Origin of the sequence: Shewanella aquimarina, from assembly GCF_023349185.1 — a bacterium.
Classification (GTDB): Bacteria; Pseudomonadota; Gammaproteobacteria; order Enterobacterales; family Shewanellaceae; genus Shewanella; species Shewanella aquimarina.
Genome location: NZ_JAKIKY010000020.1, coordinates 34,554 through 54,047 on the forward strand (window position 1 = coordinate 34,554; position 19,494 = coordinate 54,047).

Annotated in this window: 19 protein-coding genes; 5 read left to right on the forward strand and 14 right to left on the reverse strand. The window is 53.9% G+C overall.

Annotated elements, in window-relative coordinates; translation table 11 throughout:
• Nucleotides 1-150 precede the first annotated feature (150 nt).
• The gene (locus L2731_RS18955) at nt 151-393 is read left to right on the forward strand and encodes a DUF1289 domain-containing protein (protein WP_239850343.1); all 243 of its coding nucleotides are present in this window, start codon (nt 151-153) and stop codon (nt 391-393) included.
• Between the two features lie 13 nt (nt 394-406).
• Here L2731_RS18955 and L2731_RS18960 read toward each other — a convergent pair whose 3' ends face one another.
• The 6 genes from L2731_RS18960 to L2731_RS18985 all read right to left on the reverse strand — a co-directional run bounded on the left by L2731_RS18960 (nt 407) and on the right by L2731_RS18985 (nt 4,254).
• Nucleotides 407-772, reverse strand: a complete 366-nt coding sequence (locus tag L2731_RS18960; RefSeq protein ID WP_249254849.1) for a YajD family HNH nuclease — start codon at nt 770-772, stop codon at nt 407-409.
• A gap of 165 nt (nt 773-937) precedes the next feature.
• The gene (locus L2731_RS18965) at nt 938-1,531 is read right to left on the reverse strand and encodes a GrpB family protein (protein ID WP_249254850.1); all 594 of its coding nucleotides are present in this window, start codon (nt 1,529-1,531) and stop codon (nt 938-940) included.
• A gap of 113 nt (nt 1,532-1,644) precedes the next feature.
• Nucleotides 1,645-2,607, reverse strand: a complete 963-nt coding sequence (locus L2731_RS18970) for a hypothetical protein (protein ID WP_249254851.1) — start codon at nt 2,605-2,607, stop codon at nt 1,645-1,647.
• A gap of 331 nt (nt 2,608-2,938) precedes the next feature.
• Complete coding sequence (locus tag L2731_RS18975; RefSeq protein ID WP_249254852.1) at nt 2,939-3,331, reverse strand: GFA family protein; 393 nt, start codon at nt 3,329-3,331, stop codon at nt 2,939-2,941.
• Between the two features lie 92 nt (nt 3,332-3,423).
• A complete protein-coding gene (locus L2731_RS18980) occupies nt 3,424-3,789 on the reverse strand; it encodes a hypothetical protein (protein WP_249254853.1) in 366 nt (121 codons plus the stop codon).
• Nucleotides 3,790-3,801: 12 nt separating this feature from the next.
• The gene (locus L2731_RS18985) at nt 3,802-4,254 is read right to left on the reverse strand and encodes a hypothetical protein (protein WP_249254854.1); all 453 of its coding nucleotides are present in this window, start codon (nt 4,252-4,254) and stop codon (nt 3,802-3,804) included.
• Nucleotides 4,255-4,545: 291 nt separating this feature from the next.
• Here L2731_RS18985 and L2731_RS18990 point away from each other — a divergent pair, with 291 nt between their 5' ends.
• The 3 genes from L2731_RS18990 to L2731_RS19000 all read left to right on the forward strand — a co-directional run bounded on the left by L2731_RS18990 (nt 4,546) and on the right by L2731_RS19000 (nt 6,970).
• Nucleotides 4,546-5,427, forward strand: coding sequence for an AraC family transcriptional regulator (locus L2731_RS18990; protein WP_249254855.1), 882 nt, complete (start codon nt 4,546-4,548; stop codon nt 5,425-5,427).
• Between the two features lie 181 nt (nt 5,428-5,608).
• Entirely contained in the window at nt 5,609-6,385 is a 777-nt protein-coding gene (locus L2731_RS18995; protein ID WP_415837087.1) for a nuclear transport factor 2 family protein, read from the forward strand.
• Nucleotides 6,386-6,655: 270 nt separating this feature from the next.
• The gene (locus L2731_RS19000) at nt 6,656-6,970 is read left to right on the forward strand and encodes a hypothetical protein (RefSeq protein ID WP_249254857.1); all 315 of its coding nucleotides are present in this window, start codon (nt 6,656-6,658) and stop codon (nt 6,968-6,970) included.
• A gap of 91 nt (nt 6,971-7,061) precedes the next feature.
• Here L2731_RS19000 and phoU read toward each other — a convergent pair whose 3' ends face one another.
• From phoU to L2731_RS19020, 4 genes are all read right to left on the reverse strand, one after another.
• Entirely contained in the window at nt 7,062-7,763 is a 702-nt protein-coding gene (phoU, locus tag L2731_RS19005) for a phosphate signaling complex protein PhoU (RefSeq protein WP_041511503.1), read from the reverse strand.
• Nucleotides 7,764-7,814: 51 nt separating this feature from the next.
• The gene (gene pstB / locus L2731_RS19010; protein WP_220073711.1) at nt 7,815-8,633 is read right to left on the reverse strand and encodes a phosphate ABC transporter ATP-binding protein PstB; all 819 of its coding nucleotides are present in this window, start codon (nt 8,631-8,633) and stop codon (nt 7,815-7,817) included.
• A 77-nt stretch (nt 8,634-8,710) separates the two neighbouring features.
• A complete protein-coding gene (gene pstA / locus L2731_RS19015; RefSeq protein ID WP_249254858.1) occupies nt 8,711-10,363 on the reverse strand; it encodes a phosphate ABC transporter permease PstA in 1,653 nt (550 codons plus the stop codon).
• A 60-nt stretch (nt 10,364-10,423) separates the two neighbouring features.
• Entirely contained in the window at nt 10,424-12,682 is a 2,259-nt protein-coding gene (locus L2731_RS19020; RefSeq protein ID WP_249254859.1) for an ABC transporter permease subunit, read from the reverse strand.
• 280 nt (nt 12,683-12,962) lie between these two features.
• Here L2731_RS19020 and L2731_RS19025 point away from each other — a divergent pair, with 280 nt between their 5' ends.
• Nucleotides 12,963-13,460 (forward strand): glycine cleavage system transcriptional repressor, encoded by a 498-nt coding sequence (locus L2731_RS19025; RefSeq protein ID WP_239850334.1) that lies wholly within the window; start codon nt 12,963-12,965, stop codon nt 13,458-13,460.
• A 90-nt stretch (nt 13,461-13,550) separates the two neighbouring features.
• On the opposite strand, the gene L2731_RS19030 is transcribed toward L2731_RS19025, so the two are convergent.
• The 4 genes from L2731_RS19030 to L2731_RS19045 form a co-directional block, all read right to left on the reverse strand.
• On the reverse strand, nt 13,551-14,435 hold the full coding sequence (locus tag L2731_RS19030) for a DMT family transporter (RefSeq protein ID WP_249254868.1): 885 nt from the start codon (nt 14,433-14,435) through the stop codon (nt 13,551-13,553).
• Nucleotides 14,436-14,641: 206 nt separating this feature from the next.
• Nucleotides 14,642-15,574 (reverse strand): fructokinase, encoded by a 933-nt coding sequence (gene mak / locus L2731_RS19035; protein ID WP_249254860.1) that lies wholly within the window; start codon nt 15,572-15,574, stop codon nt 14,642-14,644.
• Nucleotides 15,575-15,612: 38 nt separating this feature from the next.
• Nucleotides 15,613-18,186, reverse strand: a complete 2,574-nt coding sequence (locus L2731_RS19040) for a glycoside hydrolase family 3 protein (protein WP_249254861.1) — start codon at nt 18,184-18,186, stop codon at nt 15,613-15,615.
• A complete protein-coding gene (locus tag L2731_RS19045; RefSeq protein WP_239850331.1) occupies nt 18,183-19,433 on the reverse strand; it encodes a sugar MFS transporter in 1,251 nt (416 codons plus the stop codon). The genes L2731_RS19040 and L2731_RS19045 overlap by 4 nt, the downstream gene beginning before the upstream one ends.
• Nucleotides 19,434-19,494 lie beyond the last annotated feature (61 nt).

Sequence of the window (19,494 nt, forward strand, 5' to 3'; positions counted from 1 at the left end):
GCAAAAATTCACAACCAATTGAATTTAAATGACTAATAACAAGATGCTAGCACCAATAAACAGCGTGCACCAGCATCACAGCCAGGTTGAACCCTCACCTTAGCTATTTTAGAATGCCGCCACCACTTCACATGAGTATATAAAGCTAAGATGCAATCACCCTGCGTGGCCCGTTGTGGCCTAAATGATGAAGATATCTGTATGGGCTGTTATCGCCATATCGACGAAATAGTCGGTTGGGGACAGGCGGACGAGTCACGTCAGGCCGAAATTTGGGCCAATGTGAAGCGTCGAAAGCAGCAAGGAAAAACCGGGGAAAACCAGCAGATCATCAGCCGTCAGAAGTGGCTAGAGGCGGAGCGGCGTCTCGCAGCGCAAGACGCCGATAATTAGCAAAGCATGAGCCTTACTTCTTGTTCATCATGTTCTTGAGATCGGCGAAGGGATTGTAGGTCGCCGCTTCTACCTGAGTCTCACTCGTCGGTCCGTACTGGATCAACTCTTCATACTTGGCATGTTCGTTATCATGGCAATAGAGGCAGAGTAGCTCCCAGTTGGAGCCATCGCTGGGATTGTTGTCATGATTGTGGTCCCTGTGATGCACCGTCAGCTCCCTGAGATTGGAATGGGTGAATTCGCGGGTACAGCGGCCGCAGATCCAGGGATATAATTTAAGGGCCTGTTCACGGTAGCCCGATTCGCGCTTGGCCTTATACTCGCGGGCCTCGGCCAGCACTCTATCTAATTTACTTTGACCTTGATGGGTAGACATAAGCTCGTCTCTGTTCTTGCCCCTATTGGGCGACTCTATTCACAGGCAATATACCCATAGTCGCCGCAAAAGGGAATCAAGATGATCCTTTACCGAACAAGGCACCAACAATGCTCTACATCGGCTTACAAAAGAGAGTGCCACGAGGACTTATTCGCAACTTTCTTAGGTTTGAGCATACCACTTCATGGCCAGCGCCAGATTTTGGCGCATAAAATCTTCCTTCAGCGCCATATAACGCCGGCTATCATGGTCACACTCAAACGCAGCCTGTCGCTTTAACTGCCCATATTGATTCACTAACTCTGAGTGGGCGATAAGATAATCACGAAAGGCGCGGTGGGCGATCAGCTGCTGGCTGCCGCTTTGAAAGGCATGCAGATGATGGGTGCGTTGCGGACCAGCTTTGTATTCATCCCTTTTCCCTTCTTCGCTTATATCTTTTTCGCTTTTACTTTCTTCGCTTTTACTTTCTTCGCTTTTGCAAAAGTAGCGCCGCCCGCTAATGCCATTTTCACCACGGGCGACATAGCCTAAGGCCCTTAGTTGCTCGGCCTGTGCATCCAGCGCCGCCAAGCTGTCGACCTCTAGCAGCATATCGATAATCGGCTTGGCCGCCAGCCCAGGCACCGAGGTACTGCCGATATGCTCAAGGCTAACGACACACTCCCCCAGCGCCATCAGCAGCTGCGCCTTCTCGACCTTAAACACCTGATGCCAACTCATCTGATGGTCGATCACCACTATGCTGCGCGCCATCTCTTCTCTCCTCTTTGATTGGGCTGATGGGTTAATAAACAAATGCAAGAGTGACAAGTCGACTAACGCATCACAAGACAGTCTTGCGCTAACCTTGCAAGGTTAGCCCTCCACTAACTCTTACTACCCTCGCCTGCTCTTACCAGGCTCGCCAGCATAAATAGAACAAATAAGCCGGTTAACAGAAAGAGGAATACCAGCGCCTGGGTCAGATCACCTTGTGTAACCTTAAGAAGCGCCCCAAATAGATCGTCGAAATTATGCCAGATATAACCGGCCAGCAACGCCAACAGCGCGAGGGAAAAATAGCGAATCAACCCGGCGCCCAGCTTCTCATCATGTGGCCGATGCCAATTAATCAACGCCAGCCCAAAACCCAGTATAGGCGTCAAAAGCACTGTCCATACCGCCAGATAGTTGAGCCCAAGGGGCAAGATGCTGGCGAAGGCCAGCAAGGGATAGGCGACATTATAAAAAAGAATCCCCAATAGGAGTCGCCCGAACAGGCTAAGCCAAATCGGCGTTTCAGCTCCAGCATCGAGATCCAGCCCCCGCCGATTAGCGAGTCCCCCGGCAAGGGGAAGATGCGCCATGGGTAAGATGACCGCCATCGCCAGACCACCAGAGAGAGTAACCAGCATGATGAAATAACGCAGATCGGCAAACTGAGCCAAGCGGTTGGCTATGGTGAAATAGTCCATCTGCGCCGCGAGTGGGCCATAAGCTATGCTTAGCAACCAATTACTCAGCTCGAACAGGCTGGGCACCTGCCCCCCAATGAGATAGGTGACGACCGGCCAGTAACCAACAAAGAGCAAACACGCCGCATAGAGTGGCAGGGAAAAGAGCATTATCACACTCACCAGCAGATTCACACTGGGGCGGACACCAAAGAGCAGTATCAACCAGAGCCCCCACGCGGGGTTGGTAAAAGTAAAAAACGGCTTAGTCAGGGCAATATCCTTAAGATACAGATAGCCCCCCTTGGCAAGGGTTAACCCCAAGAGCAACACAAACAATAGGCCAAGGCCCGCCCTCATCTTATTGCCTTCGCCCTTATTAAATATCCCAAGCACTCAAAATCCCTCTTATAAATCGATATTCGGTCGCAGGCACAAAGCCCTCACAGTCCTAACTGAGCCAGCCAAACGCCAAACATTACCAGCCAGACATTGCCTGCCAAATTAAAGACGCCCTAGTGTAGATCTCCCCTAGAGGGATTGAAAGCTAACTAACTGAAAAATAATGGGTCTGACCAACAAAGCTGGCCCCCAATAAGATACCTGCTCTGGGACCAGCCTAGATAATCGAGCCAACTGCTGGAAGAAAGGCGCTATCTCTTCTATCGAGGCGAGGCCACTGCAGGATAAGGAGACCTTGGCAGCGCCGGCTAGCTGTCAGACTTAGCTAGCTGTCAGAGGGATGATTCACCCCATCACTCACAGCCACCTCTCCGATATCATAGGGGTTAACCCCTTCGAGACAGCCTAGATTAACACCATACTCATTCGGGTTAGAGCGGCGCTGATGATGGGTGTAGATGCGGCAAATCCCGCAGAAATAATGCTTCGCGGTATGGGTATTAAACTGGTACAGCTTAAGCTGCTCTTGCCCCTTAACGACGCTTAATCCGTCTAGCGTCACCGAGACTACGATAGCCCCCTTGCGGCGACAGATAGAGCAATCACAGCGCCTGGGCTTCTGTATGCCATTGGGTAGACTCAAGGCCAACTCCACCGCCCCACAATGACAACTCGCCTTGTGCACAGGCAAAATCTCGGTGTTACCGACTCGTTTCATCGTGCTCTCTCCTCGCTAACGCTTAGCTTGATAGCGCTTAAGTTGCTAGCGCATCGTTTAAGCTTTCCAAGACGTTTGTTCTCAATAAAAAATTAGCGACCATGTTGTGATTGCACCACCGAGTCACTCTTCACCTTGGCGCCACAATAGAGACAGGTAACATGGCGCGGCGCTAGTTTTCTACCACAACCGACGCAATGAATGGCCGGGGTAAATTTTCCATCGAGCTTGCCATCGCGCAGATCGATCTCCTGGATCTTGGCAACCAGCATCTCCTTGTTAAAGCCTATCTCTTCGAGTAACTCAGACATGGCAAGACACACCATTGAGAGGTGATCTATCTGATCTTGAAGGCCCTGCAAGCTTACCTCATTGGCTCTGGCGTGAGACTTAGCCTGCCCCGCTTCCCTTGCTAAATCGTTGATTCTGAAGTTTTGAAAAATATCGTATATATCCATAACGTCTCCCTGTTAAATAAGAAATGGCGCCAATATCAGCGCCGCTACCAGCACCAGCAACAAAGGCGCGTAATAGCCAAGCACAAGGTCATAAATCGACCTACCTCGCTGCAGGCGATGGCGAATCAGCTCTCCAACCTTAGTGGCGATATAAGCATTGCTAAGCCAGCCAACGATGAATAGCAGCAGGCTTAACACTATGGCCGCAGTCCCGTGAACCCAAAAGAGAACGGCGACGGGTAGCAGCATCACCAGGGGAATATAGGGCAAGGTGGCCAAGGGGCCATAGCCCATATAGGTATTTGAAAATGAGCCGATAATAAGGTCTCGCCTTAGGCCTGAAAGTCTCTGCTTAAATGAGGGATTACACATTTCACAGCTGGGCCGAGCCAAGCCTTTCGACGCATAATATTTGTGCTGACTAGGTTTATCTTTCCAGCCGCATTTAGGACAGGTCCATGCCATAACCGTTTAAACGCCTATCACTCTATTCATCGGCGCCTTTCTCTCGTTCGAAACCGTACTGGCTAAGGACACTAACGCAAATAGTAAAACGCATCAAGCAGTTACGACAATGGCGCTATCACTTCCACTAAATAGGCTTAAAGCAAGACACTAATAAGGCCACCGAAATCGAGACTCTGTTGCGCTTCGAGATAGGGCTTTCACATTCATGGCTGAGAGATTTAAGTTGTACGCAATATCAAAACTGTTTAAATTTCTTAGTTGAATTACCTGCTTTTACGCGAGATCCGCATGTTAACTATGCCTCAGATCCCCGATGTTCACTTTAAAGAGTCACACCTGCCTGAGGTGGGATTTGAGGTCATAGATCTTGCCAGCATCTATCGTAGACATGAATCGGGTAACTTGCCGTTCGCCAATGTCCCCCATCGAATCACATTTCACAACTTGTTACTCATTACCCAAGGTACGGGCGAACATTTGGTGGACTTTCATCAATTCCCGGTATCGAAAGGCAGCATAGTATTTATCAATAAAGGGCAAGTGCACAAGTTTGACACCAAGCAAAAACCACAAGGTAAACTTATTGTATTTACAGAAGAATATATTCAACGAGTCACATCTAATGCTGGCATTCAGATATTGCCACCCACCCACTTCATCTCTTCGGCGCTCCCCAGTTTCCGAGTCGATGAGGTTACCCGTGAGCAACTTGCTCATCTGATACAGCTCATCGAGAGTGAGTTTCACGCTTACCATATCAACATTAAATACCTACAGACCCTACTTGCTGCCTTACTGATCAAGACGAGTGAAGGAAGGCCAGACATTTACCATTCGAGCATGAAGCAATATCAGGTAGCACTATTTAATCGTTTTATCACGCTCTTGGAGCAGAACTACTCAAAGACAAGAGATGCAAATGACTATGCTGAGCTGCTAGGCACAACTTACAAAACGCTTAATAAGCTATGTAAACTCGTCACCAACAAAACGGCCAAACAACTTATTGATGCTTATACTATTTTGGAAGCTAAGCGGCGTCTGATCGTTGAGAAGTATCAAATACAACAACTCTCCGAGTCACTGGGCTTTGACGAGCCAAGCAACTTCGTAAAATACTTTAAAAAACATACCCTGATGACCCCAAGCCAATTTAGAAACAGCAATTAGGTTCAACATTTACCATTTCCCCTCCCACATTTACCTAACGATTTATCCTCATCTTTTTAGAATTCACTCAACCTAACCGAGTGGATGTAAAAAAATGAAATGTAAAACCGTCGTAGGCCTGCTTGCAAGCGCCCTAACCTTATCTGCTATTTCTATCCCATCATCAGCTGTGGAGTCTGACATGACCATATCGAATCGAGATAAAGCCGTTACATTACTAAACTCAATAGAAACGGGAGACCAAAACGCCGTTAGCTATGTTAACCCACAGAAATATACCCAGCACAACCTAGCCGTTGCCGACGGTCTAGCGGGATTCGGTGAACTCTTACAAGCTCTCCCCAAGGGCAGTGCAAGAGTAAATGTCATCAGGGCGTTTCAGGACGGGGATTATGTCTTCACCCAAACCGACTACAACTTTTTTGGCCCCAAGGTAGGCTTCGACATCTTCAGATTTGAAGAGGGAAAAATAGTTGAGCACTGGGATAACCTAGACATTAAAGCCGATAAGCCTAACCCAAGTAATCGAACCCAACTTGATGGTTCAACCGAAATCAAAGACACAGATAAGACAGAAGCAAACAAGGCCCTAGTCACGGATTTTGTCAACACAGTCCTGGTGAATGGCGAGTATGACAAGCTAAGTCAGTTTATCGATGATAATAATTACCTGCAGCACAACACGGCAATTGCCGACGGCTTATCGGGTCTTGGCCAAGCCATTGAAGCTATGGCCAAGCAAGGGATCACTATGGAATATTTTAAAAACCACAAGGTGCTTGGTGAGGGTAATTTCGTATTAGCCGTTAGCGAGGGAGCATTCGCCGATAAACCGACTTCCTACTACGACTTATTCCGAGTCGAGAACGGCAAGATTGTCGAGCACTGGGATGTCATGGAAACCATTCTGCCACAGGCTCGGTGGAAGAACACCAACGGCAAGTTTGGTAACCTTTAATTTGGTAACCATTAAGTAAGTGCGAGGCAATGTCTTATCTAGAGACATTGCCTTATTCTTCTTATGAATCCCCGCAAGAATAAGCCGTGAAGCGATATTCGAAAGGTAAGTCATCGACACCACTCCCCCGATGTAGCAACGACCAAACGTGCTTAGACAAAATCGGTTAAATTGATAGTAGAATCAATACTATGTGATAAGCTGCGATAAGATGAGAGCCTGCAATTATCGCGAAACCGAGCGAATAGATAACGTCTAGAGTGAGACACAATGAACAAACAGCGTGATCTGAAGCAGCAGTATAAACATCAACTGACACTGAGGCGTAAGTATGGCTATTCAGGACTGCTGATATTTATAATCTCAATAGCCTCATTAGCACTCATCCCCGAACCCATTGTGAAACCTTGGTTCTTCGTCGTGTTAGCGGTGGGTATTGTCGGTTTTATCGTGGGACTGTTTGGGATCAATTACTGGAGTCGTTGCCCTGCATGCAACAAAATTCCTCGCCAAAGTAATGGTGCCATTCCAATCACCCCAATGAGCAAATGCCCCCACTGCGGTGTAAGCTTGAATGACGATTAACTCAATTAGTTGATAAAAAAAACAGGTGATCACCAGACACAAAAAAGCAGCCCTTAGGCTGCTTTTCTTTAATTAAGACTCGATGCTGAGCTTAGATCTGTTTCATCTCTTCATAAGAGGTATGGCGCACATCTTTACCCTTAACATAGTAGATGATGTATTCGCAGATGTTCTGACATCTGTCGCCCACACGCTCGACCGCGCGCGCCGCCCAGAGTACGTCTAGTACCTCAGGGATAGAGCGGGGATCTTCCATCATGTAAGTCATCAGCTGACGGATAATACCCTCGTACTCGCTATCTAGCTTGCTGTCTTCCTTGTGCAGCTCGACGGCCACCTCGGCGTCCATACGCGCCAGCGCATCCAGGGTCGAGTGCAAGGTACGGGTCGCGTGACGCCCCATGTGCTCTATGCTCACCAGCAATGGCTGTTGATTCTTCAGGCGCTTATCCAGCGCCGCCGCAGCAATCTTTACACAGGCATCGCCAATACGCTCAAGGTCGGCAATCGTCTTGGAGATGGCGATGATCAGACGCAAGTCGCTGGCTGCTGGCTGACGCTTGGCGATGATACGGGTACACTCCTCATCGATAGAGACCTCCATACCATTCACGCTGTGGTCGCCATCGATCACCTTCTGCGCCAGCTCGGCATCTAAGTTACCCAGGGCATCCAGCGCCTGTTCCAGCTGACGCTCAACCAGGCCACCCATCGCCAGTACACGGTTACGAATATCATCGAGCTCGGCATTGAACTGACCCGAGATATGTTTATTTAAGTTCATGTTTTCCATTGACATTCAACCTTATCAATTCTTTGCAATTCAAATCTGGCGCAGGCCCAATTATCCGTAACGACCCGTGATGTAATCTTCGGTCTTTTTCTTCTTCGGCGTGGTGAAGATGGTGTTAGTGTCGGCATATTCCACCAACTCGCCCATGTACATGAAGGCGGTCTGGTCCGATACACGCGCCGCCTGTTGCATGTTGTGGGTCACGATCACCACGGTATACTTAGACTTTAGCTCAGTGATCAGCTCTTCGATGGTCAGGGTCGAGATAGGATCCAGCGCCGAGGTTGGCTCATCGAGCAGCAAGACTTCGGGTTCGATGGCGATGGCGCGGGCAATCACCAGACGCTGCTGCTGACCACCTGACAGGCCGAAAGCGTTGTCGTGCAGACGATCTTTCACTTCATCCCAAATCGCGGCGCCGCGTAGCGAGCGCTCGGCGGCTTCATCCAGCTGACGACGGTTGTTGATCCCCTGCAGACGCAGGCCATAGACCACGTTCTCATAGATAGACTTAGGGAAAGGGTTTGGACGCTGGAACACCATGCCGACGTTGCGGCGCAAGGATGCCACATCTACCTTCTTGTCGTAGATGTTTTGGCCGTGCAGCAGGATCTCGCCGTCGATATTACAGTTATCCACCAGATCATTCATGCGGTTGATGCAGCGCAGCAAGGTTGACTTACCACAACCACTGGGGCCGATGAAGGCGGTTACCTTCTTCTTAGGGATCTTCATCGACACGTCAAACAGGGCCTGCTTGTCGCCATATTTTAAATCTAAGTTACGGATCTCAAGTGCGGTCTGCTCGCTGCTTAAATTATTTAAGTCTAAAGTCTCTGTTTTCATTACCGACTGATCTATCGAAATCATATCTGTTCCTAATCACTTCAGGATAAAGGTTATTCGCGCCCTAGCCTAGCCCAGGCGCGATTAATTCGGGTTTTAGGTTAGTGTTCCAGCGAGCGATATTTCTCACGCAGGTGATTACGTACCGCGATGGCGGTCAGGTTAAGACTCACAATCACAGACACTAACAGGAAGGAGGTCGCGTAAACCAAGGGGCGCGCCGCCTCAACGTTGGGGCTCTGGAAGCCCACATCATAAATATGGAAACCAAGGTGCATGAACTTGCGCTCAAGGTGCACAAAGGGGAAGTTCATATCGATCGGCAGGGTCGGCGCCAGCTTCACCACACCCACCAACATCAGCGGTGCTACCTCGCCGGCCGCACGGGCCACCGCCAGGATAAGCCCCGTCATGATCGCCGGGCTCGCCATCGGGATGATGATGCGCCACAGGGTCTCGGCCTTAGTCGCCCCCAGCGCCAGACTGCCTTGACGTACCGAGCTTGGAATACGGCTCAGACCCTCTTCGGTCGAGACGATCACCACAGGCAAGGTCAAAATAGCCAGGGTCAGCGCCGACCAGATCACCCCAGGCGAGCCATAGGTAGGTGCTGGCAGGGCTTCAGGGTAGAAGAGTTGGTCGATAGAACCACCCAGCATGTAGACGAAGAAGCCCAGACCAAATACGCCGTATACGATCGAGGGGACACCCGCCAGGTTGATCACCGCGATGCGGATCATCTTAGTGATTGGGCCTTTCTTGGCGTATTCATGCAGATAGATAGCCGCGACCACGCCAAACGGGGTCACAATCACCGCCATCAGCAGTACCATGAAGACGGTACCGAAAATAGCCGGGAACACACCACCCTCGGTATTGGCTTCGCGGGGGTCGGCGCTGACGAAGTTGCCCACGCCGCTAAACCAGTGACCCAGCTTACCCAGGACGCCCAGACGATTAGAGTAAGTCACACCTAGAATGCTATCTAGCTTGAGGGTCACCTCTTCGCCGCGCATATCACGGACGATCACCGCATCACGGCCCGCCTCTGCTCGCAGGTCGAAGAAGGCTTTCTCCAATATCTTGTAATCGGCCTGCAGCTTGTCACGCTCGGCCTGCAGCTCCAGCTTGCGGCTGTCGGTCAGGGCGTTATCCAGCTCATAGCGACGCTCCTTAAGGCGCAGGTTTTCCAGCGCATAGTTAACCGCGCCAATTTCACGTTTCTGCAGCGTGGTGGCTTTGTCGCTCAGGGCGACCGCACGCTCGATATGCTCTTCAAACGAGACTTCCACATCATCCAGCGCCAGGCGCTTACCGTCTTCTATGATGGCGATGGGATAACCGAAGAAGTCACCGTTCTTGCTACGCTCTAGCTTTGCCACATCTTTTGGCATGGTGCGCGACACAATATCGGTCTCCAGCACCCAGCGAAAGTCCAGGCCGACAAACTCGCGGTTACCCGTCTTGATCAGATAGCGGGTCACCAGCTCACCGGGATCTTCACTAAACTTGTGTCCGGCGGCGATCAGGCGCTCGGCAGGCACCTCTTCCTTGTCGTAGATCTCACCGATAATGGTTGAGCGCTTGCTCTGCTGATCCACCACTTCCCACTGGTAGATATCCGCCGGCCAGAAGTAGCTCAATCCTCGCCAGGCGATCAACAGCAACAAGCCCAACACGGCAATCAAACTGATACTCACGGCGCCACCTGTCATCCAGATCCAGGGGGAGCCCGACTTAAACCACTTACCCATTACATTGGCCTCTTAACGTCACAGGCGAAAAATTAAAAATCGATAACATGCCAGCCTCCCTTAGAGTGAACTGTAGCGTTCACGCAGACGCTGTCTTACCACCTCGGCGATGGTGTTAAACAGGAAGGTGAAGATAAACAGTACGAAGGCCGCCAGGAACAACACGCGATAGTGCGAGCTGCCGATAGCCGATTCAGGCATCTCCACGGCGATGTTGGCCGCCAGGGTACGCATCCCCTCGAATACACTCCACTCCATAATGGCGGTGTTACCCGTGGCCATCAGCACGATCATGGTTTCACCCACGGCGCGGCCGAGGCCCATCATGACCGCCGAGAAGATCCCCGGACTCGCCGTCAGCAGCACCACGCGGGTCAGGGTCTGCCAGTTGGTGGCACCCAGCGCCAGGCTGCCGTTAGACAGGTGACGCGGTACAGAGAACACGGCGTCTTCGGCGATAGAGAAGATGGTTGGGATCACCGCAAAGCCCATGGCAATACCCACCACCAGCGCGTTACGTTGGTCGAAGGTGATCCCCAGCTCATTGGTGATAAACAGACGGGTATCGCCGCCGAAGAAGGCCACTTCGATACTCGGGCTGATATAGAAGGCAAACCAGCCCACGAAACAGATCACCGGCACCAGCATCAGCTCTTGGTAAGTTTCAGGCAGACGCTGCTTCCAGCGACCCGGCAGCTTGTACCAGGCCAGTGCCGTCAGCAAGATACTGATAGGCAGTAGCACCAGCAGCATGATGATCCCCGGCAGGTGATCCTCAATCAGCGGTGCCAGCCAGAGACCGGCCAGGAAGCCGAGAATAACCGTAGGCAGGGCTTCCATGATCTCAATGGTCGGCTTAACCACGGCGCGCACTTTCGGCGACATGAAATAAGCGGTATAGACGGCGCCGGCAATCGCCAGCGGCGTGGCAAAGAGCATGGCGTACAGCGCAGCCTTCATGGTGCCGAACGCCAGCGGCATCAGACTGAGCTTGGCTTCGAAGTCGTCTGAGCCAGAGGTTGACTGCCATACATATTGCGGCTCGGGGTAACCTTCGTACCACACCTTGCTCCACATGGCGCTCCAAGAGACCTCTGGGTGGCTGTTTTCCACCGCAAACAGATGCAGCTTGTTGCCCGCCTCGACCACCAGGGCGTTGGCGCGCGGGCTAAAGCCCATCTGTGTGGCGTGGGCCAGATCGAAGGTTTCGGTGAAGAGTTTACGCTGACTCGTGGTATAGAGCAGATCCAGCTCGCCAGACTCGCTCACGGTGGCGAAGCTCTTACGGTAGAACTCACCGGCGATGCGCTTAACGCCCGCCTTGTTCTTAAAGTCGCGGATCGCCTGGTACTGACGGCCCTTCTCGCCGTTAACCTGGAAATACTGGAAGATTTGACCATTGTCATAGCTCACCAAGAGTGAGCTGGCACCGGCCAGCAGGGCAACGTCTGTCACCTTGGTCTTGGCGCGCTCAAGTTCGAGCACCTGGCTCAGGGCGATCTCATCCACATAGCGGATATCGTAAACATACAGACGATTGCCCGAGCGCAGCAGTAGCTGGCGCTGGTCAGGGGTCATCAGCTGTTGATCCACCTGGGCAGGCGCCTCGTTGATCTGACTGGTGGTCGCTTCCCACTCCACCTCTTCGGTCATCATGTTCTCTTCACCGTTGTGGCGGGTCAGGAACCAACGACCATTGGCGTCATGGTAGGCAAAGCTAAGCTTGTCAGAGGCCGATGCGAAGGCCAGTTGATAGAGCGGCGTGCCCGACTCAGACACCTGCAGCGGCGTTTCGCCCAGCGGATAACGCAGGCTTGGGGTGATGAGACGCTTGTTATCTGGGTAGGTCACGGCAAAGTTAACGCCGCCGATGATCACCTGACCGTTAGAGAGGCCGAAGGCAAAGCGCTGCTCGCTCGGAACCGAAGCGACGCTGCTGACGATCTCGGCGTCCTGGGGCACGTTTATGTGCGCCTGCTCGACCTGGTTGGCACTCAGGGCGCTATAGAAGCTGACCCCGCCATCTTGCGACACGCGATAGAGGATCTCGTTCTGCTCGTCACTGCCCACCATGAGCGCAGGCGCCTTAGCATCCTGCAATTCGACATTTATCACTGGTGTGATATCTGCCCCATCGAAAATCGGCTTTACAACATAGAGAAGGTAGAAAAAGATCAGCAAGAGCGCCACGAAGACCATGGTGCCGCCCATCGTCACCCCAAACTGGGTGAGCTTATCCTTAAATGCTCGCTTGCTGGAGCCCTTGCCCATCAACAAATCTGTTGCAGTAGAACCAGGTTGAATGACCTGAGTTTCCATTAAGAACCTCGTTAATTTTTGTTCAGTAGAGTTTTCGCTGGGATTGTCGTTTCTGCTATGTTAACTATAGTGAATCGAGGCAAGCCCTTTTTCTGACAGTCGGGATTATATGACGCAAAGATGACACTAATGTTACAACCAGAAAATGTCATCATTATAGGAGCTTGTTTAACTTTTTCAGCCGCTTTTCTTATTGTTATTACAGGAAATTGAATCAAGCGTGCCTGGAGCTGGGCGCGTGGCGAAACCGCACAAAACCAACTGATGGAGCCTATGCGAAATGTTACGATATTTAGTTACCCTGCAAGTCGCCGATAAACCGGGATTAGTCGAACAGATAGCCCACAGCGTCAGCCGCCACGGCGGCAACTGGCTCGACTCTGAGCTGCGCCATATCGACGGCATCTTCGCCGCCATCTTGCTGCTGGAAGTCCCCGCCGCCAACTGGGACACCCTGCTTGAAAACCTGGAATGCATCGAAGGCCTCACCCTCACCTACGCCAAGACGCGCAAGTCCCAGGCGCCGCAGACCATTCGCCGTTACTCCCTGGTCGCCTATGACAGACCCGGCCTGGTGCATGATATCTCAAATAAGATCAATGAGCTGGGCGCCAATATCGAGCGTCTCTCCACCCACTATGAGACCGCCAGCCATACGGGTGTCGCCCTGTTTCGCGCCAACTTTAGCCTGAGCGTCAAAGATGAGGCCGCCGAGCAGCGCCTCACTCAGGCCCTCTACACCATAGGTGACGACGTGGTGCTCGATATTGTCGATTAACCTCTAGGCAAGACTTGATCGGCATCATAAGCGGCAGTTTATGCCGCTTTTTCATGCCACTTTTTGATACAGATTTTTATACTGATTTTTTTATGCTGCCTTCTCGTGGCGAGACTTTACCAGATAGCGCAGCGGCAACTGACTTATTAACATCCCCAGCAACATCAAAGCGCAGCCAAACAGCGCCCTCCCCGACAGGCTCTCCCCCAGAAACAGGATACCGCCGATGGCGGCAAATACTGTCTCCAGGCTCAGAATGATCGCCGCGTGAGCGGGATGGGCATGCTTCTGCGCCAGCACCTGCAGGGTATAGGCCACACCCACAGACACCAATCCGGCATAGGCCAGCGCCGCCCAAGCCTGCTGAACGCCTGCCATAGTGGTGGTTTCCAGCACCAGCGAGACCAGGAAGCTTGCCAAGGCACAGACCAAAAACTGGCCGCAGGCCAACACCACAGGGGCAACCCGGGAGGTAAAATGGTCCACCGCCAGAATATGCATGGCCCAGAAGAGCGCGCCGATGAGTTGCAGACCGTCGCCATAGGTGACTGAAAAATTCTCGCCCACACTTAAGAAGTAGAGGCCCACCGCGGCCACGGCGCAGCCAATCCAGGTATTGCTGCCAGTACTGTGCTTCAGCAGCAAGCCCAGCACGGGCACCAGCACTATGTAGAGTCCGGTGATAAACCCGGCATTCGCCGCCGTGGTATAAAGCAGGCCCACCTGTTGAAAGGAGGCGGCGATGAAGAGGATGCCGCCACATACCGATGAACCGAGCAGCGCCCTTGGTAAAAAACCGCTATCCTTCACTCCCTTTAGCCTGCCCCGACGCTGCAGGTACCAGATGAGCGGTAAAAGACTCAGGGCACCAATCACGAAGCGCAGGCCATTAAAGGCAAAGGGCTCCAGGCTCTCCATTCCCAGGCGCTGCGCCACAAAGCCGAAACCCCAAATGGCCGCCGCCAGCAGTAACATTAAATTGGCCACTCACTCCCCCAAATCATCATGCACCAAAGGCAAAGCGTCATTCTGCCCAGCGGCCGAAAAACTTACAACGTCTGAATCACATTTAAGGCATGCAAAATAAAAAAAGACGCCTCAATCGAACCGATCGGGCGCCAAAAACACAAGTACAAAAGGGCCTCATCCATGAGGCAATACAGACAGAAAAATAGGACCTATCACACCTCCGTCAGCGCAGGCAGAGCAGCATGCTCGCCGGGCGCCCAGAGCCAGGCCGCACCGCGCACACCCGATGAGGCGCCATGGTGATTCTTGACCACGGCCGTGGCACACTCGCCGCCAAGCACATATCTAGGCAGAAGCGCCGGCAGAAACTCGTAAATCAGATCGATATTCGATACGCCGCCGCCCAGTACAATCACATCGGGATCCAGTAGGTTAATCACATGGGCCAGCGCCCTGGCCAAACGATCGATGAAGCGACCGAACGCCGCCTCGGCCAGATTATCTCCCCGCTCCATCAGCTGGACTATCTCTATGCCGCTGGCCGCCTCGCCGCCGTGGGCGCGAAAATCCCGCACGAACCCGGTGCCAGAGACAAAGGTCTCGATGCAGTCGGCATTACCGCAGAAGCAGCGGGTGGAATTAAATTCCTCGGCCGTCATCCAGGGCAAGGGGTTATGGCCCCACTCGCCGCCGATGCCGTTGCCGCCACCATGTACCTTCTGGGCGATGGCGATTCCGGCGCCGCAGCCCGTGCCCAGGATGGCCCCAAACACCACGGTCTTGCCCGCCGCCGCACCATCGACCGCCTCTGACAGGGCGAAACAGTTGGCATCATTGGCGATGCGCACCTCGCGATCCAGCATGGCCGAGAGATCCTTGTCCATAGGCTGGCCGTTGAGCCAGATGGCATTCGAATTTTTAACCCGGCCACTCACAGAAGACACCACGCCTGGAATACCTATGCCTATGCTGGCGACCTGACCCGTATGGCGCTCAGAGTCGCGCACTAACTCGGCGATGGCATCCAGGGTTTCCTTGTAGCCTCTGGGGGTCGGTACCCGGCGGCGAAACACCTCTTCACCAGCACTGTTAAGGGTGACCAGCTCGATCTTGGTGCCGCCCAAATCTATCCCGATGCGAAACATACTGCTCTCCAATATCTCTAATTTGTTGTCGTAAAGGCCTAGTCGCGCTGGCATGAGATAACACGGCTTTCCTGCTGGCCCTCTTGCTGTATCAGACCTTGCTGCTCGTCAATCGCCACATTCGCCAGCTTGATGCTGTCTCCGGCACCCAGCGCCAGCGTCATGGGGCTAAACACCCTGGACAGCTCCTTGACCCCTAAGCCGAAGCAGGCCAGCGGCACACGATAGCTATGCCATTTTCCGTCGGCCAGCAGCGCCTTGCTAAGATCCAGACTGCGGCCACAATGCCCCTCACAGACCATAGAAAGCTTGGCAACGCTTGGCTTGTGCTCCAGCGCCATGTCGAAACTCAGTACCGCGTCTTGGTTGGCGAAGCGCCTCAGATCCATGGGGAAATCGTCTCTGAAGGCCAGATAACCGGCGGCGCCGAAACTGAACTGGCGCGCATCTTCCTGCACCTCCCGGTTGATGCTTCTCACCGCCCAGCCCTCATGCTGCCATATGCCTGCGCCTACCCTGTGCATGGCACCATCATCACCCACGGCCAGATGCCAGGGGGCCTTCACCGCCTTGTCGAATATGCTCAGGCGTGTGGCTAAGCCGCTATCGCCGCTGGACTCATCCAGTTGCGCAAGACGAGCATCCTGCCGATAATCGAACCCCTGCCACAGGGCGAACAGTGTTGCGTCGCGCGCTTGATCAGGCAAACCATCACCATCTGGCTTGGCCGGCCAAGGAAATGGCAGACGACCGACAAAGTCCTGTCTTGGCATACCCTGGGCATCGCCAATCAGCACATCGCTCACCCCTGCCCCCTCGCTACCCGGTAACCAGGCGGCCACGAAGGCGTCTGAAAGATTAAGCTCGGGATTGACCCATAAAGGTCTGCCAGACAGCAACACAGACACCAGAGGTAAGCCTTGCGCCTTGATGCTGGCCAACATGGCCAGCGCCTGCTTATCGCCGCGTTGAAATTCGAGATTATCCAGATCGCCGTTGCCCTCGGCGTAAGGCGTCTCGCCGTACACGGCCACCACCAGATCCGGCTTGAAGCCATCGGGAATGCTGCCATCGACACTGAGGCGTGCCTCACCGCCCCCGGCCTGCAAGGCCGCGTCGATGCCGGCAAAGATGCTGGTCGCACCGGGGAAGTCGGCATTGGTCACTTCCGTGCCCTGCCAGGTCATGCTCCAGCCACCGGCCTGCTGGCCAATGTTGTCGGCGCCCTCGCCTATCACCAGCACCTTAGCCTTTGATGAGATGGGCAAGATGGGCGACTCGCCAACCTTGTTGTTTTTCAGCAGCACCAAAGACTCGGCAACGGCCCGGCGCGCCAGTGCCCTGTGTTCTGGATGACCGATCAGGGCCTGCTGCGCCGCAAAGGGTCTTGCCGATGGCGCCTTGCCATCAAACAGACCGGCTCTCAGCTTCACCCGCAAGATCCGCCTGACGGCATCGTCCAGACGTGCCATGGGCAGCGCGCCTTCGCGCACATCGGCGATGGTGTTGGGATACAGGCTACGCCAGCTATCTCCCGGTGCCATCAATATGTCTACCCCGGCATTGATGGCAGCGGCGCAGCGCTCGCCGCTGCAACCTGGCACGAAGGCGTGCCCCAGCCAGTCGCCGACCACCACGCCGTCAAACCCCATGCGGTTCTTTAGTACTTGGGTGAGCAGGTATTCGCTGCCGTGCAGCTTTTCACCGTTCCAGCTGTTAAAAGAAGCCATCACAGTCTGAACCCCTTGGGCCTGCGCGCCAACATACCCCTGTCCGTGGCGGGCGATCAGGGCCTGTTCATCGAGCTGGGCATCGCCGCGATCATCTCCCCCTTGGGTACCGCCATCGGCGATGAAATGCTTGGCGGTGGCAATCGTGTGGGCGCCCTTGAGCCAGGTCTCGCCCTGTCCCTGCATCCCCTCAACGAAAGCCTCGGCATAGGACTCGATAAGGGCAGGATCTCTGGCATAGCCTTCATAGCTGCGCCCCCAACGCAGGTTCTCGACATTGGCCACAGTCGGTGCAAACACCCAATCTATGCCCGTCGCGCGAACCTCCTTGGCGGTTGCGGCGGCTATGGCCTTAATCAGCTCTGGGTTGCGAGTCGCCCCCAGGCTCATGTTGTGGGGAAACAGGGTCGCGCCGAAGACATTGCCGTGACCATGCACGGCATCTGTGCCCCACAGGGGGGGAATGGCCACGCCGTCTTGGCTGGTATCCATCGCCGCTTGATACATGGCATCGGCCAGGGCCACCCAGTCGCTGGCGCTCGCCCGGCTGTTATTGCCGGGAAACGAGCCCCCACCGTTGAGGTAGGAGCCAAAGCCGATACGACGCATATCTTCCACGCTAAAGTCGCGGATCTCGGGCTGAATAACTTGCGCCACCTTCTGCTCAAGGGTCATCCCTGCAAGCAAACTGTCGACCCTGGCCTCCAGCGCGGGATCGGTACTAACCTTATAGACACTGGCTGGCCAGCGAGTCACTTCTCGAGCAAGTTCTCGTTCGCTCGCCTGGGCGCCCGCCGATAACCAGGCCAACGCCAGCGCCGCATAGGACAAGCCTCTTACTGGCAGGTCTAAAACCGGCTGGGCTAAAACGGGCAGCTTCATTGTTTCACCTCCACAGGCTCAGATCCCTTAAGGCCATAGAAGAGGATATAGGCATAACAGAGCACAGGCAGCAGGAAGGAGATCGACAGTCCGGCGGCGTCGGCGATCAGTCCCTGAGCCAGAGGCACCACGGCGCCACCGACGATGGCAAGACACAAGATGCCACTGCCCTGAGCCGTGGCCGGGCCTAAGTTTTTCAGCGCCAGGCTGAAGATGGTCGGGAACATGATGGAGTTAAACAGGCCGACGGCCAGAATCGCCCACATGGCCAGCATGCCCTGGCTCATCATGGCGATCACCACCAGCAATGCCGCCATGGCCGCATTGAAGCCCAAGACCTTACCCGCAGGCACTCTCTGCATCACGGCCGCACCGATGAAACGTCCGACCATGGCGCCGCCCCAGTAGAAGGCGATGTAATGGGCCGCCTCGGCTTCCTCCATGGCCGCCACACTCGCCTGACCAAGGAAGTTAACCAGAAAACTGCCGATAGCAACCTCACCACCCACATAGACAAAGATGCCCACCGCCCCCAGCACCAGATGACGATGGCTTAGGGCACTCACGACCTCTTCACCCGGTTGCGACTCCTCCTGGCTGTCGATATGGGGGAGCTTCAGCAGGGCAAATACCAGGGCCAGGACCACCAACATGGCGCACAGCAGCAAGTAAGGAAGCTTCACCGCTTCGGCTTCTGCCTCGGCAGAGGCGCCGGCGGCCACAGAAAGTATGAGCAAGGAGCCGAAGGCCGGCGCTATGGTGGTGCCCAGGGAGTTAAAGGCCTGAGTCAGGGTGAGTCGACTCGACGCCGTCTCCACCGGTCCTAGCGCCGTCACATAGGGGTTGGCGGCCACCTGCAACACGGTAATACCGCTCGCCAACACAAACAGCGCCGCCAAGAACAGGCCGTAGGTGGCCGACACGGCTGCGGGATAGAAGAGACCACAGCCTAGGGCGGCGGTCAGCAGCCCCACCACTATGCCCTTTTGATAACCCAGGCGCTTCACCAGCCCCCCCGCAGGAACCGACACCAGGAAGTAGGCGCCGAAGAAACAGAACTGGATCAACATCGCCTGAGCGTAGTTGAGGTTAAACACCGCCTTGAGATGCGGGATCAGAATATCGTTGAGGCAGGTAATAAAGCCCCACATGAAGAACAGCGTCGTTAACGATGCCAGGGCAAAGCCAAAGTGGTCTTTGTTACCGGCTTGTGATGTGACGACACTCGGACTGGGTGCAGTAGCCATCTTGTCTCCTTTAATTTTTAAGCTTGCGACAAGGTAATTCGCATTAGTGATTGACCTTTGT

What these genes read in the sequence shown, in the direction of transcription:
- L2731_RS18955 (WP_239850343.1), top strand. Translation starts at nt 151, where the DNA reads ATGCAATCACCCTGCGTGGCCCGTTGTGGCCTAAATGATGAAGATATC.
- L2731_RS18960 (WP_249254849.1), bottom strand. Translation starts at nt 772, where the DNA reads ATGTCTACCCATCAAGGTCAAAGTAAATTAGATAGAGTGCTGGCCGAG.
- L2731_RS18965 (WP_249254850.1), bottom strand. Translation starts at nt 1,531, where the DNA reads ATGGCGCGCAGCATAGTGGTGATCGACCATCAGATGAGTTGGCATCAG.
- L2731_RS18975 (WP_249254852.1), bottom strand. Translation starts at nt 3,331, where the DNA reads ATGAAACGAGTCGGTAACACCGAGATTTTGCCTGTGCACAAGGCGAGT.
- L2731_RS18980 (WP_249254853.1), bottom strand. Translation starts at nt 3,789, where the DNA reads ATGGATATATACGATATTTTTCAAAACTTCAGAATCAACGATTTAGCA.
- L2731_RS18985 (WP_249254854.1), bottom strand. Translation starts at nt 4,254, where the DNA reads ATGGCATGGACCTGTCCTAAATGCGGCTGGAAAGATAAACCTAGTCAG.
- L2731_RS18990 (WP_249254855.1), top strand. Translation starts at nt 4,546, where the DNA reads ATGTTAACTATGCCTCAGATCCCCGATGTTCACTTTAAAGAGTCACAC.
- L2731_RS18995 (WP_415837087.1), top strand. Translation starts at nt 5,609, where the DNA reads ATGACCATATCGAATCGAGATAAAGCCGTTACATTACTAAACTCAATA.
- L2731_RS19000 (WP_249254857.1), top strand. Translation starts at nt 6,656, where the DNA reads ATGAACAAACAGCGTGATCTGAAGCAGCAGTATAAACATCAACTGACA.
- phoU (WP_041511503.1), bottom strand. Translation starts at nt 7,763, where the DNA reads ATGGAAAACATGAACTTAAATAAACATATCTCGGGTCAGTTCAATGCC.
- pstB (WP_220073711.1), bottom strand. Translation starts at nt 8,633, where the DNA reads ATGATTTCGATAGATCAGTCGGTAATGAAAACAGAGACTTTAGACTTA.
- pstA (WP_249254858.1), bottom strand. Translation starts at nt 10,363, where the DNA reads ATGGGTAAGTGGTTTAAGTCGGGCTCCCCCTGGATCTGGATGACAGGT.
- L2731_RS19020 (WP_249254859.1), bottom strand. Translation starts at nt 12,682, where the DNA reads ATGGAAACTCAGGTCATTCAACCTGGTTCTACTGCAACAGATTTGTTG.
- L2731_RS19025 (WP_239850334.1), top strand. Translation starts at nt 12,963, where the DNA reads ATGTTACGATATTTAGTTACCCTGCAAGTCGCCGATAAACCGGGATTA.
- L2731_RS19030 (WP_249254868.1), bottom strand. Translation starts at nt 14,435, where the DNA reads ATGTTACTGCTGGCGGCGGCCATTTGGGGTTTCGGCTTTGTGGCGCAG.
- mak (WP_249254860.1), bottom strand. Translation starts at nt 15,574, where the DNA reads ATGTTTCGCATCGGGATAGATTTGGGCGGCACCAAGATCGAGCTGGTC.
- L2731_RS19040 (WP_249254861.1), bottom strand. Translation starts at nt 18,186, where the DNA reads ATGAAGCTGCCCGTTTTAGCCCAGCCGGTTTTAGACCTGCCAGTAAGA.
- L2731_RS19045 (WP_239850331.1), bottom strand. Translation starts at nt 19,433, where the DNA reads ATGGCTACTGCACCCAGTCCGAGTGTCGTCACATCACAAGCCGGTAAC.